Genomic DNA, 15,763 nt, shown 5'->3' with positions numbered 1-15,763 from the left:
GCTGTGGAAGTTTATACCACCGAAGAACAACAGGTTGAGGTCATCAAGAGCTGGTGGAAAGAGAACGGGACCTCGGTACTCGCCGGGACCGTGATCGGTCTGGTGGGGCTGTTTGGCTGGCGCTATTACAACGAGCATCAGCTGGCCAACCAGGAGGCCGCCTCCTCGGCTTACAACACCATGACGGCCCAGCTCGCCAAGGGTGATGCTGCGGCTATCGAGCAGGCGAAGAGCTTCATCAGCGCCCACAAGGGCGACTCTTACGCCGATCTCGCAGCCCTGGAGCTGGCCGCTGCCGCGGTCAAGGCCAACCAGCTGGATCTCGCTGCCCAGCAGCTGACCGAGGTCGCCATCAACGGTGACGACGCCATCCGTCCCATCGCCGCCCTGCGGCTGGCCCGGGTGCTCAACGAGCAGGGCAAGGCCGACGAAGCCCTGACCCAGCTCGCCAAGATCGACAACGAGGCCTTCAAGGCCCAGGTGGCCGAAGCTCGTGGCGATGTGCTGCTCAAGCAGGGCAAGCCGGAAGAGGCCCGCGATGCCTATCAGGCGGCAGCGGATGCCGGTGGCCTGCAGGCGAGCAGCGAGCTCAAGCTGAAGATGGACGATCTGGCGTTGCCAGCGGTGACCACGGGTGAGGCTCCGGATGCGTAATCTGTACAAACGACTGGCGCTGGGGGCGGCTGTCTCCCTGGCCCTGCAGGGGTGCTCCCTGTTCAGCTCGGAAGAGGATCTGACCCCGATGGCGCCGCTGCCGGTGGTGGAATCGGCCTTCACTGCGGATACTCAGTGGTCCTCCTCCGTCGGGGATGGCATCGGCGACTTCTACTCCCAGCTCAAGCCGGTGGTGGAAGAAGATCACATCTATGCCGCCGCCCGTGACGGTGACGTGACCGCCTTCGATCGCAACACGGGCAAGGTGCTGTGGAGCGTGGATCTGGCGGATCTGCCCATCAACGCCGACAAGCGCAGCGCCCGCCTCTCCGGTGGCCTGGTGTCCCGCTACGGCAAGCTGTTCCTCGGTTCCGAGAACGGGGTGGTCTACGCCCTGAACGAGACGGACGGGGAAGTGCTGTGGCAGACCAATGTGCCTGGTGAAGTGGTGGCGAGTCCGGCGGTGGAAGATGGCCGCGTGGTGGTGTTGACGACCTCAGGCCGCCTGATTGCCCTCGATACCGATGAGGGCAAGCAGCAGTGGACCCTGTCCGAAGAACAACCGCCGCTGACCCTGCGCAGCGCCGGTGCCCCTGTCATCACCAACGGTGCCGTGCTCTACGGCCGCGCCGATGGCAAGGTGGGCATCGCCCTGCTGAGCAACGGTCAGCCGGTGCGTCAGTCCAAGGTGGCGGATCCCCGCGGTGCGACCGAGCTGGATCGCATGGTGGACGTGGATGCTACCCCCCTCATCGCCGGTGATGAGCTCTATGCCATCGCCTACAATGGCCAGTTGATGGCCCGCAAGCTGATGAGTGGCGACGAGGTGTGGAAGCGCAAGTATTCCGGCTATCGCGATCTGGCGGTGACCGGCAATGCCATCGTGCTGACCGACAGCCGCAGCCACCTGTTCGCGGTGGACCGTCGCAACGGTCTGGAGCTGTGGTCCAACACCCAGCTCGAAAACCGCACCGTGACTGCCCCCGTCATCCTGGGTGACTATGTGGTGGTCGGCGATGTGGAAGGTTACCTGTATTGGCTGGATCGTACCGATGGGTCCATCAAGGCCATGCAGCAGCTCGACAGCAGTGGTCTCTATGCCGCCCCCCTGGTGGACGGTGACACCCTGTATGTGCAGAGCCGTGGTGGCAAGTTGTACGCCTTGCAGCGTCCCTGATCACCCGTCAATGTGAATATCCGGCTCCTGGTCTTCGGACCCGGAGCCTTTGTCGTCTTGAGAATGAGGCTTTTATGACTCCTGTAGTTGCCCTGGTGGGCCGCCCCAACGTGGGGAAATCCACCCTGTTTAACCGCCTGACCCGTACCCGGGACGCCCTGGTCGCCGACTTCCCCGGCCTGACCCGGGACCGCAAATACGGCCAGGCGAAGCTGGGCGAGCTGGAATTTATCGTGGTCGATACCGGCGGTATCGATGGCACCGAGGAGGGGATCGAGCTGAAGATGGCCGAGCAGTCCCTGCTGGCCATCGAAGAAGCCGATGTGGTGCTGTTCATGGTGGATGCCCGTGCCGGTTTGACCGCTGCGGATCAGGCCATCGCCGAGCACCTGCGCAAGACCCACAAGAAGGTGTTCCTGGTCGCCAACAAGACCGACGGCATCGATGGCGACTCCGCCGTCTCCGAGTTCTACGGCCTGGCGCTGGGCGAGGTGTACCAGATGGCGGCCGCCCACGGTCGTGGCGTACTGAGCCTGCTGGAGCTGGCGCTTGCGCCCCATCTGGAAGAGCTGCTCAAAGCCGCCGGCACCGATGTCGAGGCGCAGGATGAGCTGGACGAGGACTTCGACGAAGAGGCCCTGCTGCGCATGGTGGCTGCCGGTGAGCTGGATACCAAGGAAGACACCAAGGAGACCCCGTTCGCCGACTTGCCCATCAAGTTCGCCATCGTCGGTCGCCCCAACGTGGGCAAGTCGACCCTGACCAACCGCCTGCTGGGGGAAGATCGGGTCATCGTCTACGACATGCCGGGCACCACCCGCGACTCCGTCTACATTCCCATGGAGCGCGACGAGCAGAAGTACGTGGTCATCGACACCGCAGGTGTCCGTCGCCGTGGCAAGGTGCACGAGACGGTGGAGAAGTTCTCCGTCATCAAGACCCTCAAGGCCATCGAAGACGCCAACGTCTGCCTGCTGGTGATCGACGCCCGCGAGACCATCACGGATCAGGACTTGAGCATCCTGGGCTTCGTGCTCAACTCCGGCCGCTCCGTGGTACTGGTGGTGAACAAGTGGGACGGCCTGGATCAGAAGGTGAAGGAAGATGTGAAGAACGAGCTGGACCGCCGCCTCGGTTTCATCGACTTCGCCCGGGTGCACTTCATCTCCGCCCTGCACGGCAGCGGTGTCGGCCACCTGTTCGAATCCATCCAGGAGGCGTACCAGTCCGCCACTCGCCGTACCAGCACCGCCATGCTGACCCGCATCATGCAGATGGCCCAGGAAGATCACCAGCCGCCCATGGTGAACGGTCGCCGGGTCAAGCTGAAGTATGCCCACGCCGGTGGCTACAACCCGCCGCGCATCGTCATTCACGGCAACCAGTTGAACGATCTGCCGGACTCCTACAAGCGGTATCTCATCAACTACTTCCGCAAGTCCCTGAAGATCATGGGTACCCCGATCCGGGTCGAGTTCCAGGAGTCGGTGAACCCGTTCGAGGGCAAGAAGAACAACCTGACCCTGAGTCAGGAACGGCAACGGGATCGCCTGCTGAAGGCGCGCACCAAGTCCAAGAAATAACGCTGCAACGGCTGCCTCTGGCAGCCGTTTCTTTTTTAAATGCCGGGAGAGGGCAGTTGAACTGTTCAGACCCTGATCATGACGAGGAGTCCACCATGAACCCCTTGATGTGTCCGGCCTGCGGCAGCGGGCTGGACAGCCGCAGTCACCAGACCCAGTGTTCCCAGTGTCAGGCCGCCTATCGGGTGCGGGCCCTGTGCCCCACCTGCCAGCAGGAGCTTGAGCGCCTCAAGGCGTGCGGCGCCGTGGATTACTTCTGCAACCACTGCAATACACTGGTTTCCAAGCGGGCGGTGCAGTTCGCGTTGACGCCGCTCGCGTCATGAACCGCCATTAAAAAACCCGGCCTTGGCCGGGTTTATTCTGTGTGCTCCGCAATCAGCAGGGTGAAGGAGCGGTTCCTGCGCCATATCTTGCGCTTCATGTCATTGAGTCTGAGTTTTCGTCTGGGGCTCCAGGCGCTCTTGGTCTTCTTGACCAGCAATCTTTTTCGGGCTCGCATCTGGTTTCTCCTGTCTGCTCGTCCAGTGTCTCTGGCATGGCTTGTCACTCGTCCCCATGGATATCACAAGCAGATGAATAAACTGGGATAACGGGTGTTTTAACAAGCCTTTTACAGTGAGGATGTTAACAGAGAATCACGCCGGAAAACACACCAGACTCTTCTGTCAGGGGGCGATGATCTGCTTGACCACCTCAGCGATGATGGTGGGGCGTTCCGCGCTGGCCACCGGGGTTGCCGGTTCGCTGCCATCATCCTCTCCCTGGGCTTCGCGCCGCTGTGCCTTCTGCTGCTCGTTGTCGAGCCAGAGCAGGCTCTGGTAATACTGGCGCACGTTGTTGACGTAGTTTCGGGCCTCGCCGCCGCGGGCGTAGCCGTAGCGCACCTTGCGATGCCAGCGGGCCTGCTGCAGCAGGGGCAATATCTCTTTCACGTCGCTCCAGGCATCGGGGTTTTTGCCCTGCTGTTTGGTCAGCCGGCGGGCATCCATCATGTGGCCGTAGCCGATGTTGTAGGCGGTGAGGGCAAACCAGACCTTCTCATCCTCCGGCACCGAGTCCGGCACCTTCTCCATCATCTCCTGCAGATAGCGGGCGCCCCCCTTGATGCTCTGCTCCGGGTGCAGGCGATCGCTGACCCCCATGGCCTTGGCGGTGGGGCCGGTCAGCATCATCATGCCGCGCACCCCGGTGTAGGAGCGCGCCTGAGGGTCCCAGTGGGATTCCTGATAGCTGATGGCCGCCAGCAACCGCCAGTCGACGATATCCTTGGCATGGGCCTGGAACAGCGGCTGGTACTTGGGCAGCAGGCTCTTGGCCCGTTGCAGGAAGGTGCGGGTGTCGACGAAGTCGAAATTCTGCACGTGGCCGAAATACTTCTCGTCCAGCTTGGCGATGGAGCCATCCATGAAACGCTGGCCGAAGAAGTCGATGACGCTGGCGTAGAGGCTGTCGTCCGGCAGCTTGGTCATGGCCCAGGCCACGGCCTGCTTCTTGGCCAGCGTCATCCCTTCGGTGAGCTCGGGGTAGTAACGCTGGGTACGGGCCAGCACGGTGTCCTGCACCACAGTGTAGTCCACTTCGCCATCCGCCACCTGCTTGAGCAGCTCTTCCACGTCCGCATCCCGGTTGATGCTCCAGTCGAGATCGGGGTGCTGCTTGGCGATCTCCTTCATCAGATCCTCGCCGGTGGAGCCGGCGGGCACCACGATGTGGCCCTTGAGATCGCCGAGATCCTTGGGCCTGGGGGAGCCATTGCGATAGACCAGTTTGGGGGCGACCTGGTAGAAGCCCGGGCCGAAGCGAAACAGCTTGCGCCGCTCCGGCGTCACCACGATGGCGGCGGCGGCGAGATCGAGTTTTCCCTTCTCCAGCATCTCGACGAGCTCGGCGGTGCTGTAGGCGGGGATGATGGTCAGTTTGACCCCCAGCCAGTCGGCATAGTGCTGCGCGAGCTCGTAGTCAAAGCCCTGGGCGATGTCGTCTCGCTGGTAATAGGAGGTGGGGCCATAGAGGGTGCCAACCCGGATCTCGCCCCGTTGGCGGATCTGCTCCAGCTGGCTGGAGGGGGAGTAGAAGTCACAACCGGCCAAGGCCAGGGCCAACAACATCCCGATGAACAGTCGAAAAATGCAGCGCAAGTAGGTGAGTACCCTTGTTGAAAAAATCGGCACTTGTCAAAAAAGAGGCTCCTTTATACCAGAGAGTGTGGAGGGAGTCACATCGCTCGCGATGAGAAAAACGTTTGTCCGTGGTGGGCCTGATCCCTATAATACGCGCGTCTCAAATCCCCCCACACTCTAAAACTTGGTGAGAAAGGTATATGGAAATCTTGCGTGGTGCCCCAGCACTGTCTGAGTTTCGTGTCCACAAGCTGCTGCAAAGCTGCGTGCAGAGAGGAGTAGAGATAGAGAGCGTCTATGCCGAATATGTGCACTTCGCCGAGCTGTCGAGCCCCCTGTCGCCCCCCGAGCGAGCGACCTTGGGCCAGCTCCTGCGCTACGGCCCGACCATCCCAGAACACACCCCAAGCGGTCAGTTATTCCTCGTTACCCCCCGTCCCGGCACTATCTCCCCCTGGTCTTCCAAAGCAACCGACATCGCCCACAACTGTGGCCTGACCCAGGTCAAGCGGCTGGAGCGCGGCATTGCCTATTATCTGCAACCCAAGGGTGAACTGACGGCGGCCCAGCGTGATGAGGTCGCCGCCCTGCTGCACGATCGCATGATGGAAGTGGTGTTTGGCGAGCTGACCGAGGCGGCTGCCCTGTTTGCTCACCACGAGCCGCGCCCCTTCACCCAGGTGGATGTACTGGGTGGCGGCCGCGCCGCCCTGGCCTCTGCCAACATCGCCCTTGGCCTGGCGCTGGCCGAGGACGAGATCGACTATCTGGTCGAGAACTTCACCCGGCTTGGTCGCAACCCCAACGACATCGAGCTCTACATGTTTGCCCAGGCGAACTCCGAGCACTGCCGTCACAAGATCTTCAACGCCGACTGGACCATCGACGGCGAGCAACAGCCCAAGTCGCTGTTCAAGATGATCAAGAACACCTTCGAGCAGACGCCGGACCATGTCCTGTCTGCCTACAAAGACAACGCCGCCGTAATGGAAGGCAGCGACGGTGGCCGCTTCTTCCCGAGCCCCGCCAGCGGTGAGTACCAGTACCACCAGGAGCGGGTCGACATCCTGATGAAGGTGGAGACCCACAACCACCCGACCGCCATTTCTCCCTTCCCGGGGGCCGCGACCGGCTCTGGTGGTGAAATTCGCGACGAGGGGGCGACCGGCCGTGGCGCCAAGCCCAAGGCAGGTCTGGTGGGCTTCTCCGTCTCCAACTTGCGCATCCCCGGTTTCGAGCAGCCCTGGGAGCAGGATTTCGGCAAGCCGAGCCGCATCGTCAGCGCTTTTGACATCATGCAGGAAGGCCCCCTTGGCGGCGCCGCCTTCAACAATGAGTTCGGTCGTCCGGCCATCCTGGGTTACTTCCGTACCTTCGAAGAGCAGGTACCGAGCCACAACGGCGTCGAAGTGCGCGGCTATCACAAGCCCATCATGCTGGCGGGCGGGATCGGCAACATCCGCACCGAACACGTGCAGAAGGGTGAGATCCCGGTCGGCTCCGCCCTCATCGTGCTGGGTGGCCCGGCCATGAACATCGGCCTGGGTGGCGGCGCGGCATCGTCCATGGCCTCCGGCCAGTCCGCCGAGGATCTGGATTTTGCCTCCGTGCAGCGGGACAACCCCGAGATGGAGCGCCGTTGTCAGGAGGTGATCGACCGCTGCTGGCAGCTTGGCGATGACAACCCCATCGTCTTCATCCACGATGTGGGTGCCGGCGGCCTCTCCAACGCCATGCCCGAACTGGTCAATGACGGCGAGCGCGGCGGCAAGTTCGACCTGCGCGCCATCGCGAGCGACGAGCCGGGCATGAGCCCGCTCGAAATCTGGTGCAACGAATCCCAGGAGCGCTACGTGCTGGCGGTGGCTCAGGACAAGCTGCCCCTGTTCAAGGCTCTGTGCGAGCGCGAGCGTGCCCCCTATGCGGTGATCGGCAGCGCCACCGAAGAGAAGCATCTCACCCTCTCTGATGCGCACTTTGACAACCAGCCCATCGATTTGCCGCTGGACGTGCTGCTCGGCAAGGCCCCCAAGATGCACCGCGACGTCGCCAGCCTGCCCGCCCAGGGCAAGGCGCTGCAACTGGATGGCGTGACCTTGAGCGAGGCCGCCGAGCGGGTGCTGCGTCTGCCGACGGTGGCGGAGAAGTCCTTCCTCATCACCATCGGCGATCGCTCGGTGACGGGTCTGGTGAACCGCGACCAGATGGTCGGCCCCTGGCAGATCCCGGTGGCCGATTGCGCCGTCACCGCCGCCACCTATGACGGCTATCACGGCGAAGCCATGTCCATGGGCGAGCGCACCCCGGTGGCGCTGCTCTCCCACGCCGCCTCCGCTCGCATGGCGGTGGCCGAGGCCCTGACCAACCTGGCCCCTGCCCACATCGGGTCGCTCAAGCGGGTCAAGCTCTCCGCCAACTGGATGGCCGCAGCCGGTCACCCCGGCGAAGATGCCGGCCTCTACGAAGCGGTCAAGGCGGTGGGGGAGGAGCTCTGCCCGGCCCTCGGCATCACCATCCCGGTGGGCAAGGACTCCATGTCCATGAAGACCCGCTGGCAGCAGGATGGGGTGGATCACAGCGTCACCTCGCCGCTCTCTCTGCTCATCAGCGCCTTCGCCCGAGTGGAAGACGTGCGCAACACCGTCACCCCGCAACTGCGCACCGATCTCGGTGAGACCGACCTCATCCTGATTGACCTTGGCAACGGCAAGCAGCGCCTCGGCGCCTCGGCCCTGGCCCAGGTCTATCGCCAACTGGGCGACAGCGCGCCGGATCTCGACAACCCGGTGCAGCTCAAGGGCTTCTTCAACGCCATCCAGGCGCTGGTGGCGGACAGAAAGCTCATCGCCTATCACGACCGATCCGACGGTGGCCTCTTCGTCACCCTGACCGAGATGGCCTTCGCCGGTCACTGCGGCCTCGATATCCAGCTCGACCGCATCGGTGGCGACCTGCTGCCGGCCCTGTTCAACGAGGAGCTGGGTGCCGTCATCCAGATCCGCCGTGAAGACAAGGAGGCCGTGCTGACCCTGCTGGCGGGCCACGGTCTGGCCGCCTGCTCCCACGTGCTCGGCACCGTGCGGGAAGATGACTTCATCCTGTTCCAGCGCGCAGGTCAGGAAGTCTATCGCGCCAGCCGCACCGCCCTTCGTACCCTCTGGGGCGAGACCAGCTGGCAGATGCAGCGCCTGCGGGACAACCCGGAATGTGCGGACAGCGAGCACGCCGCCCGTCAGGACGCCACCGATCCGGGTCTGCAGGCCAGGCTGACCTACAACCCGTCCGAAGATGTGGCCGCGCCCTATATCGCCCGTGGGATCTCTCCCCGTCTGGCGGTGCTGCGCGAGCAGGGGGTCAACTCCCACGTGGAGATGGCCGCCGCCTTCGATCGCGCCGGTTTCACCGCCGTCGACGTACACATGAGCGACATCCTCGCCGGGCGCATCAAGCTGGATGATTTCCAGAGCCTGGTGGCCTGTGGTGGCTTCTCCTACGGTGACGTGCTGGGAGCGGGCGAGGGCTGGGCCAAGTCCATCCTGTTCAACGACGGTGCCCGGGAGCAGTTCCAGCGCTTCTTCGAGCGCGGCGATACGCTGTCTCTTGGGGTGTGCAACGGTTGCCAGATGATGTCCAACCTGCGTGACCTCATCCCGGGGGCAGAGCTGTGGCCGCGCTTCGTGCGCAACCGCTCCGAGCGCTTCGAGGCGCGCTTCAGCCTGGTGGAAGTGCAGGACTCTCCGTCCGCCTTCTTCGCCGGCATGCAGGGCTCCGTCATGCCCATCGCCGTCTCCCATGGGGAAGGCCGGGTGGAGGTGCGTGATGCCGCCCACCTGAGTGCGCTGCAACAGAGCGCCCTGGTGGGTCTGCGCTTCGTCGACAACCGCGGTCAGGTGACCGAGCAGTACCCGGCCAACCCGAACGGCTCGCCGGACGGCATCTGCGCCGTCACCACGGTGGATGGCCGCGCCACCATCATGATGCCGCACCCGGAGCGGGTGTTCCGCACCGTGGCAAACTCCTGGCACCCGGACAACTGGGGCGAGGATGGCGCCTGGATGCGGATGTTCCGCAACGCCCGCGTGCGTCTGGGTTAAGCTCTGGCTTATCTCGGCAGCAATGAAAAACCGGCCTTCTGGCCGGTTTTTTTATGGGGAGAAAGCGGGAATGGCGCCCTTCATCTTTTCTACCACCGCGCGCTATCAGCTTGGCTTGCTATGGGGGAGACGGGTTGGGAAGGGGAGCGCGATGACGAAAAAGGGGCGTGAGACTCGGGATTATCTGGATTGAGTCACGGCTCGTGCCCCAACATCGGGGCATAAAAAACCGGCCATGGAGGCCGGTTTTTGTTTGGTTGATGTCTGTCAGCGCAGGACCACGTTCTGGAAGCCCTGCACCAGGCTGATGACCGGCTGGGGGTAGATCCCGAGCAGCACCACCAGGATGGCGGAGAGCAGCACTACCAGGCCTCCGGAGGAGAAGGCCCAGTCGGCGGTGGCATCGCGCAGCTGCATGCCGGGTTCGCGCAGGTAGAGGGTGACCATGACGCGCAGGTAGTAGTAGAGCCCCAGGGCGCTGCCGAGCACGATGGCGCCACTGAGCCACCACAGCTGCGCCTCGACGGTGACGCCGATGAGGTAGAACTTGCCGATGAAGCCGAGCGTCATGGGGATGCCCGCGAGCGACAGCATCATCACCGTCATCACGGCGGTGAGATAAGGGCGCTTCCAGAACAGGCCGCGATAGCTGTGCAGGGAGTCAGCATCCTTGCCGCGGTAGGGGCTGGACATCATGCTGATGACGCCGAAGGCCCCCAGGCTGGTGAAGAGATACATCAGCAGATAGACCCCCGCCGCTTCCACCGGGATCTGGCCGAGGCGGCTCGCCACCACCACCGCCAGCAGATAGCCGAAGTGGGAGATGGAGGAGTAGCCCATCATCCGCTTGATGTTGGTCTGGATCAGCGCCAAGAGGTTGCCGATGACGATAGAAATGACTGCCATGGCCGCCAGCAACCAGTGGATCATGGGGTCCGAGGTGGCCGGTACCGCCAGATAGAAGCGCAGCAGCACGCAGAACACGGCGATCTTGCTGACGGTCGCGAGGAAGGTCGCCACCGGTGCCGGCGCCCCTTCGTAGACGTCCGGAGTCCAGAGGTGGAAGGGGGCCAGGGAGAGCTTGAAGGCAAATCCGACCAGCATCAGGCCGAAGCCCCCCATCAATAGCGGATGGTGTGCCGGGCTCTGGGCCAGGGTCAGACCGAGATCGCTGAAGCTGAGGCTCCCCGCCTGGGCGTAGAGCAGCGCCATGCCAAACAGCAGGAAGGCGGTGGCGGTGGCGGAGAGCACCATGTACTTGATGCTGGCCTCCAGCGAATGGCGCTCGCGGTAGGCATAACCCACCAGACCGAACATGGGCAGGGTCAGCATCTCGATCCCGATGAAGAGGGATGCGAGATGGCGGGAGCCTGCCAGCACCAGACCGCCGGCGGTGGCGATCAGCAGCAGCAGGTAGAACTCTTCCCGGTTGTCCGGGTAACCCTTGAGCCAGGAGCGGCCGAAGGTACAGGTGGCGAGGGCGCCGATGAGCACCAGCCCCATGTAGAAGACGGCGTAGCTGTCCACCTGCAAGAGGGGGGTGACCCCCTGATCACCCTGCGCCATGACGATGGGCAGGGAGAAGAGGGCCAGGTTCAGACCGGTGATGGTCACCACGAAGGCGGTGTCATCGCAGCGTTTCCAGGCGATGGCCAGCATCAGGGCCACCATGGCCCCGGTGGTCAGCAGCAGCGGCAGCAGGGCCAGCAGTTGCGCGGCAGTGAACGTCATGACTGTGCTCCTGTGGCCAGCGCCAGTGACGGCAATTGAGTTGCGATAAGCGTCATGACAAGGCTCCTGACGTGAACGAAGAGGACGAAAGAGAAGGCATCATCACAGTGCTCCTGTGGCCGGCAGCGCATACCAGTGCAGCACGCTCAAGAGGCTGCTGCTGGCGGTATCCAGCACAGGTTGGGGATAGAGACCGAGCAGCACCAGAAGGCTCGCGATGGTCAGCATCATGGCGAGCTCCCGCTTGTCCAGTCCCTTCAGGACCTTCTCGTCCTTGGGAGCGCCGAAGCAGGCGCGCTGCAGCATGATGAGGGAGTAGACCGAAGCCAGCACCAGACCGAAGGTGGCGATGATGGTCATGATGGGGGCCACCTGGAAGCTGCCGATGAGGATCAGGAACTCGCCGATGAAGTTGCCGGTCCCCGGCATGCCCAGAGACGCCACCGAGAAGAACAGCATCACGCCGGGCAGGTAGCGAAGGCGTCCCCACAGACCGCCCATCTGGCGCAGGTCCCGGGTGTGCAGGCGCTCATAGAGCTGACCGCACAGGATGAACAGACCGGCGGCGGAGAGGCCGTGGGCGATCATCTGCACCACCGCACCCTGCAGGGCCAGTTCGCTGCCCGAGTAGATGGCGATCATCACGAAACCCATGTGGGAGATGCTGGTGTAGGCCACCAGACGCTTGATGTCGGTCTGGGCAAACGCCAGCAGGGCACCGTAGACGATGCCAAACAGACCAAGGCCCATGGCATAGGGGGCGAAGGCGGCGGAGGCGTCGGGGAAGAGCGGCAGGGTGAAGCGCAGCAGGCCGTAGGCGGCGGTCTTGAGCAGAATGCCCGCCAGGTCCACGGAACCTGCGGTCGGCGCCTGGCTATGGGCATCCGGCAGCCAGCCGTGCAGGGGCACCAATGGCATCTTGACCGCGAAGGCGATGAAGAAGCCCAGCATCAGCAACCACTGTACGCCCATGCTCATGGGGGTGCTCAGCAGATCCTGATAGTTGAAGGTGAAGACACCGGTGGCGCTGTGGTGGGTCAGCACCAGCCCCAGGATGGCGACCAGCATGATGAGGCCGCTCGCCTGGGTGTAGATGAAGAACTTGGTGGCCGCGTTGATGCGGGACTTGCCGTCGGCGACCGAGTGACCCCAGAGCGCGATCAGGAAGTACATGGGGACCAGCATCATCTCCCAGAAGAAGAAGAAGAGGAACAGATCCACCGCCATGAAGACCCCGAGTACGCCACCCAAAATCCACAGCAGATTCAGGTGGAAGAAGCCGATGCGCTGCACGATCTCCTTCCAGGAACAGAGGATGGCCAGCACGCCGATGAAGCTGGTGAGCATCACCATCAGCAAAGAGAGGCCGTCTACCGCCAGGTGCAGCGAGATGCCAAAGCGCGGGATCCAGGGCAATTGCCACTCTGCCGCCCAGACGGGCAGGCCGGGGTTGGCCAGGGAGAAGTCACTGCCAAGCCAGATGGCTCCGGAGAGCAGCAGGCAGGCGCCCATGGAGAGCAGGGCGACCCAACGGACGAACTGTCCGCCGAGGCGCTCCATCTGCCAGCAGATCAAGCCGCCGATAAAAGGAATTAACAAGATCCAGAGTAAGGTCACGATATCAGCTCTCGTCTAGTTTCTAGTTCTAATGGGGCAGGCACCGGGCCTGCCGCAGGGTGTTGTCTCATGTTGCTCACCCTCAGCCGAGCAGCAGCAGGGCCAGGATCAGGGCTGCGCCCATCCCCATGGAGGCCGCATACCAGCGCAACTTGCCGGAAACGGTCCAGGCCAGCAGCTGGTGGCCTGTCTGGGCCAGCACCGCGGGCAGGTTCATCGCCCGATCCAGGGGATCCTTGCCGAGCAGTCGGGTTGCCAGCAGGTAGGGTTTGACCCAGAGCAGATCATAGAGCCAGTCAAAGCCCCAGGCGTTGAACCAGAGGGTGCTGAGCAGACGGCCAGGGGCGCTCTGTGCGATGCGCTTGGCCAGGCGGCGCTCACCGAGGAACAGGAAGGCGGCGAGCGCTATCCCCGCGATGGCGATGACGCCGGAGAGGATCTCGAGGCTGTGACGGCCCTCTTCGATGTGGTCCCCAGGGCCGGCCGGCAGCACACCCGCGAGCGGCGGCGTTATCCAGGCACCGATGGCGGTGGAGAGCACCAGCAGCACCAGCAAGGGGAGCTGGTGGGCCAGGCCGTGACCGGCGTGGGCCTCGGTTTGCTCTTTGCCGTGGAAGGCGATGAAGATCAGGCGGAAGGTATAGAGGGAGGTCAGGAAGGCCCCCACCAGACCGGCCCACAGCAGGGCGCTCTGGCCGCTGGCCTGCACCTGCCAGAGGATGGCGTCCTTGCTGTAGAAGCCGGCTGTCACCAGCGGCAGCGCGGCGAGCGCCGAACCCCCGACCAGGAAGCAGGCATAGACCAGCGGCAGGCTCTTGCGCAGGCCCCCCATCTTGAAGATGTTCTGCTCGTGGTGGGTCGCAACGATGACGGCACCGGCGGAGAGGAACAGCAGCGCCTTGAAGAAGGCGTGGGTCATCAGGTGGAAGATGGCCCCGTCCCAGGCACCGACCCCGAGGGCCAGGAACATGTAGCCAATCTGGCTCATGGTGGAGTAAGCCAGGATCCGCTTGATGTCGGTCTGCACCAGGGCTGCAAAGCCCGCCAGCACCAGGGTAATGGCACCGACCAGGGCCACCAGATGCAGGATCTCGGGGGCCAGCAGGAACAGGCCGTGGGTACGGGCGATGAGGTAGACACCGGCGGTCACCATGGTGGCCGCGTGGATCAGCGCCGAGACCGGAGTCGGGCCCGCCATGGCGTCGGCCAGCCAGGTCTGCAGCGGCAGCTGGGCGGACTTGCCGACCGCGCCACCGAGCAGCATCAGGCAGGCGAACGACAGGGCAGGGGAGCCCTCGGCGAACATCGCCGGGGCACGCACCAGCAATTCGTGGATGTTGAGGGTGCCGAGCTCCCGATAGAGCACGAACAGACCGATGGCGAGGAAGACGTCGCCGACCCGGGTCACCACGAACGCCTTGAGGGCGGCCGCGCCATTGGCGGGGTTGCGGTAGTAGAAGCCGATCAGCAGGTAGCTGCACAGCCCCACCCCTTCCCAGCCCAGGTAGACGAACAGCAGATCGTCAGCCAGCACCAGGAACAGCATGCTGGCGATGAAGAGGTTGGTGTAGGTGAAGAAGCGGGAATAGCCCTCTTCCCCGCGCATGTACCAGGAGGCGAACAGGTGGATGAAGAAGCCCACCCCGGTCACCACCCCCAGCATGGTGAGGGACAGTCCATCCAGGGAGAGGCGGAAGGCGGGCTGGAACTCGCCCACCGACATCCATTGCCACAGGGTCTGGGTGTAGACGCCGCCAGCTGGCATGGTGCTCAGGAAATCGATGCCGACCCAGAGGGTAGTCAGGGCCGACAGGCCTATGCTGCCGACGCCAATGAGCGCGGAAGTACGCTCACCGAGGCGACCGATGGAGAAGGCCAGCAGCAGCCATCCCAGCAGCGGGAACAGGAAAGTCAGGAATAGGAGGCTCATCCGCGCATCTCGCTCACAGTGTCCACGTTCAGGGTGTGGTAACGACGATAGAGCAGCAGTAACAGGGCGAGGCCGATGCTGGCCTCCGCTGCCGCCAGAGAAATCACCAGTATGTACATGATCTGGCCATCGGCCTGGGCCCAGCGGCTGCCAGCCACCACGAACGCCAGCGCGGACGCATTCATCATGATTTCGATACTCATGAGGATAAACAGCAAGTTACGACGAATCAGCAGACCGCACAGGCCGATGGCAAACAAGATGGCCGCCAGCAGAAGGCCATGTTCCATAGGGATACCACTCATTGCTGACCTCCTTCTTGGTTCGGTTGCGGGGCGGTTTTGGGGACGGAGAGCACCTCCCCGCGCTTGTCCTCACGGCCCAGGTGATAGGCGGTGACCAGGCCCGCCAGCAGCAGGATGGAGGCGAGCTCCACCGCCAGCACATAGGGGCCGAACAGGGCGATGCCGACCTCCTTGGCGCTGACATCGGTATGGCCCAGCTCGCCGCCGGTCACCCCGAGGATGCCGTGGGCCAGAAAGCCGAGCAGGATGAGTGAGAGCAGGGCGGGGCCACCCCAGGTGGTGGGGGTGAGCCAGCGTTTCTCCTGATCCTGGGCTGTGCCTAAGTTCAGCATCATCACCACGAACACGAACAGCACCATGATGGCGCCGGCGTAGACGATCACCTGCAGGGCGCCCGCGAAAGAGGCCCCCAGGCAGAAGAAAATCATGGCCACGGCGATGAGGGAGATGATGAGGTTGAGCAGCGCGTGCATGGGATTGCTGGTGCTGATCACCCGCAACGTGCTGTAAATGGCGACCAGGGCCGCGGCATAGAATGCCAGTTCCATG

12 protein-coding genes are annotated in these 15,763 nt (G+C 63.5%); 5 read left to right on the top strand and 7 right to left on the bottom strand.

The annotated features are described in order from the left end of the window. Window positions 1-3 precede the first annotated feature (3 nt). The 4 genes from ACW5W7_RS04810 (at window position 4) to ACW5W7_RS04795 (ending at window position 3,740) form a co-directional block, all read left to right on the top strand. Window positions 4-654 (top strand): YfgM family protein, encoded by a 651-nt coding sequence (locus ACW5W7_RS04810; RefSeq protein ID WP_456500933.1) that lies wholly within the window; start codon window positions 4-6, stop codon window positions 652-654. Further along, window positions 647-1,831: an outer membrane protein assembly factor BamB gene (gene bamB / locus ACW5W7_RS04805; protein WP_349918073.1), complete on the top strand. Its 1,185-nt coding sequence runs from the start codon at window positions 647-649 to the stop codon at window positions 1,829-1,831. The genes ACW5W7_RS04810 and bamB overlap by 8 nt, the downstream gene beginning before the upstream one ends. Window positions 1,832-1,905: 74 nt before the next feature. Then, entirely contained in the window at window positions 1,906-3,414 is a 1,509-nt protein-coding gene (gene der, locus ACW5W7_RS04800) for a ribosome biogenesis GTPase Der (protein ID WP_349918071.1), read from the top strand. A 95-nt stretch (window positions 3,415-3,509) separates the two neighbouring features. Further along, complete coding sequence (locus tag ACW5W7_RS04795) at window positions 3,510-3,740, top strand: zinc ribbon domain-containing protein (RefSeq protein WP_456500932.1); 231 nt, start codon at window positions 3,510-3,512, stop codon at window positions 3,738-3,740. Window positions 3,741-3,772: 32 nt separating this feature from the next. Here ACW5W7_RS04795 and ACW5W7_RS04790 read toward each other — a convergent pair whose 3' ends face one another. Beyond that, window positions 3,773-3,916 (bottom strand): hypothetical protein, encoded by a 144-nt coding sequence (locus ACW5W7_RS04790; RefSeq protein ID WP_349918069.1) that lies wholly within the window; start codon window positions 3,914-3,916, stop codon window positions 3,773-3,775. Between the two features lie 166 nt (window positions 3,917-4,082). Next, window positions 4,083-5,588 (bottom strand): membrane-bound lytic murein transglycosylase MltF, encoded by a 1,506-nt coding sequence (gene mltF / locus ACW5W7_RS04785; protein ID WP_456500931.1) that lies wholly within the window; start codon window positions 5,586-5,588, stop codon window positions 4,083-4,085. 149 nt (window positions 5,589-5,737) lie between these two features. Here mltF and purL point away from each other — a divergent pair, with 149 nt between their 5' ends. Continuing rightward, a complete protein-coding gene (gene purL, locus ACW5W7_RS04780; RefSeq protein ID WP_456500930.1) occupies window positions 5,738-9,631 on the top strand; it encodes a phosphoribosylformylglycinamidine synthase in 3,894 nt (1,297 codons plus the stop codon). A gap of 267 nt (window positions 9,632-9,898) precedes the next feature. Here the strand turns inward: purL and nuoN are convergent, their stop codons facing one another. The 5 genes from nuoN to nuoJ all read right to left on the bottom strand — a co-directional run bounded on the left by nuoN (window position 9,899) and on the right by nuoJ (window position 15,762). After that, entirely contained in the window at window positions 9,899-11,362 is a 1,464-nt protein-coding gene (nuoN, locus tag ACW5W7_RS04775; protein WP_349918066.1) for an NADH-quinone oxidoreductase subunit NuoN, read from the bottom strand. A 102-nt stretch (window positions 11,363-11,464) separates the two neighbouring features. Beyond that, entirely contained in the window at window positions 11,465-12,979 is a 1,515-nt protein-coding gene (gene nuoM, locus ACW5W7_RS04770) for an NADH-quinone oxidoreductase subunit M (protein ID WP_456500929.1), read from the bottom strand. A gap of 82 nt (window positions 12,980-13,061) precedes the next feature. Further along, the gene (nuoL, locus tag ACW5W7_RS04765; protein WP_456500928.1) at window positions 13,062-14,909 is read right to left on the bottom strand and encodes an NADH-quinone oxidoreductase subunit L; all 1,848 of its coding nucleotides are present in this window, start codon (window positions 14,907-14,909) and stop codon (window positions 13,062-13,064) included. Then, window positions 14,906-15,214, bottom strand: coding sequence for an NADH-quinone oxidoreductase subunit NuoK (gene nuoK / locus ACW5W7_RS04760; protein ID WP_010675036.1), 309 nt, complete (start codon window positions 15,212-15,214; stop codon window positions 14,906-14,908). Before nuoK ends, nuoL begins: the two co-directional genes overlap by 4 nt. Beyond that, window positions 15,211-15,762, bottom strand: a complete 552-nt coding sequence (gene nuoJ / locus ACW5W7_RS04755; RefSeq protein WP_349918062.1) for an NADH-quinone oxidoreductase subunit J — start codon at window positions 15,760-15,762, stop codon at window positions 15,211-15,213. The genes nuoK and nuoJ overlap by 4 nt, the downstream gene beginning before the upstream one ends. Window position 15,763: the final 1 nt, after the last annotated feature.

The organism is Aeromonas intestinalis, from assembly GCF_054052485.1.
This window is presented reverse-complemented; position numbering and strand designations above follow the sequence as displayed.

What these genes read in the sequence shown, in the direction of transcription:
- bamB (WP_349918073.1), top strand. Translation starts at nt 647, where the DNA reads ATGCGTAATCTGTACAAACGACTGGCGCTGGGGGCGGCTGTCTCCCTG.
- der (WP_349918071.1), top strand. Translation starts at nt 1,906, where the DNA reads ATGACTCCTGTAGTTGCCCTGGTGGGCCGCCCCAACGTGGGGAAATCC.
- ACW5W7_RS04795 (WP_456500932.1), top strand. Translation starts at nt 3,510, where the DNA reads ATGAACCCCTTGATGTGTCCGGCCTGCGGCAGCGGGCTGGACAGCCGC.
- ACW5W7_RS04790 (WP_349918069.1), bottom strand. Translation starts at nt 3,916, where the DNA reads ATGCGAGCCCGAAAAAGATTGCTGGTCAAGAAGACCAAGAGCGCCTGG.
- purL (WP_456500930.1), top strand. Translation starts at nt 5,738, where the DNA reads ATGGAAATCTTGCGTGGTGCCCCAGCACTGTCTGAGTTTCGTGTCCAC.
- nuoN (WP_349918066.1), bottom strand. Translation starts at nt 11,362, where the DNA reads ATGACGTTCACTGCCGCGCAACTGCTGGCCCTGCTGCCGCTGCTGCTG.
- nuoL (WP_456500928.1), bottom strand. Translation starts at nt 14,909, where the DNA reads ATGAGCCTCCTATTCCTGACTTTCCTGTTCCCGCTGCTGGGATGGCTG.
- nuoK (WP_010675036.1), bottom strand. Translation starts at nt 15,214, where the DNA reads ATGAGTGGTATCCCTATGGAACATGGCCTTCTGCTGGCGGCCATCTTG.
- nuoJ (WP_349918062.1), bottom strand. Translation starts at nt 15,762, where the DNA reads ATGGAACTGGCATTCTATGCCGCGGCCCTGGTCGCCATTTACAGCACG.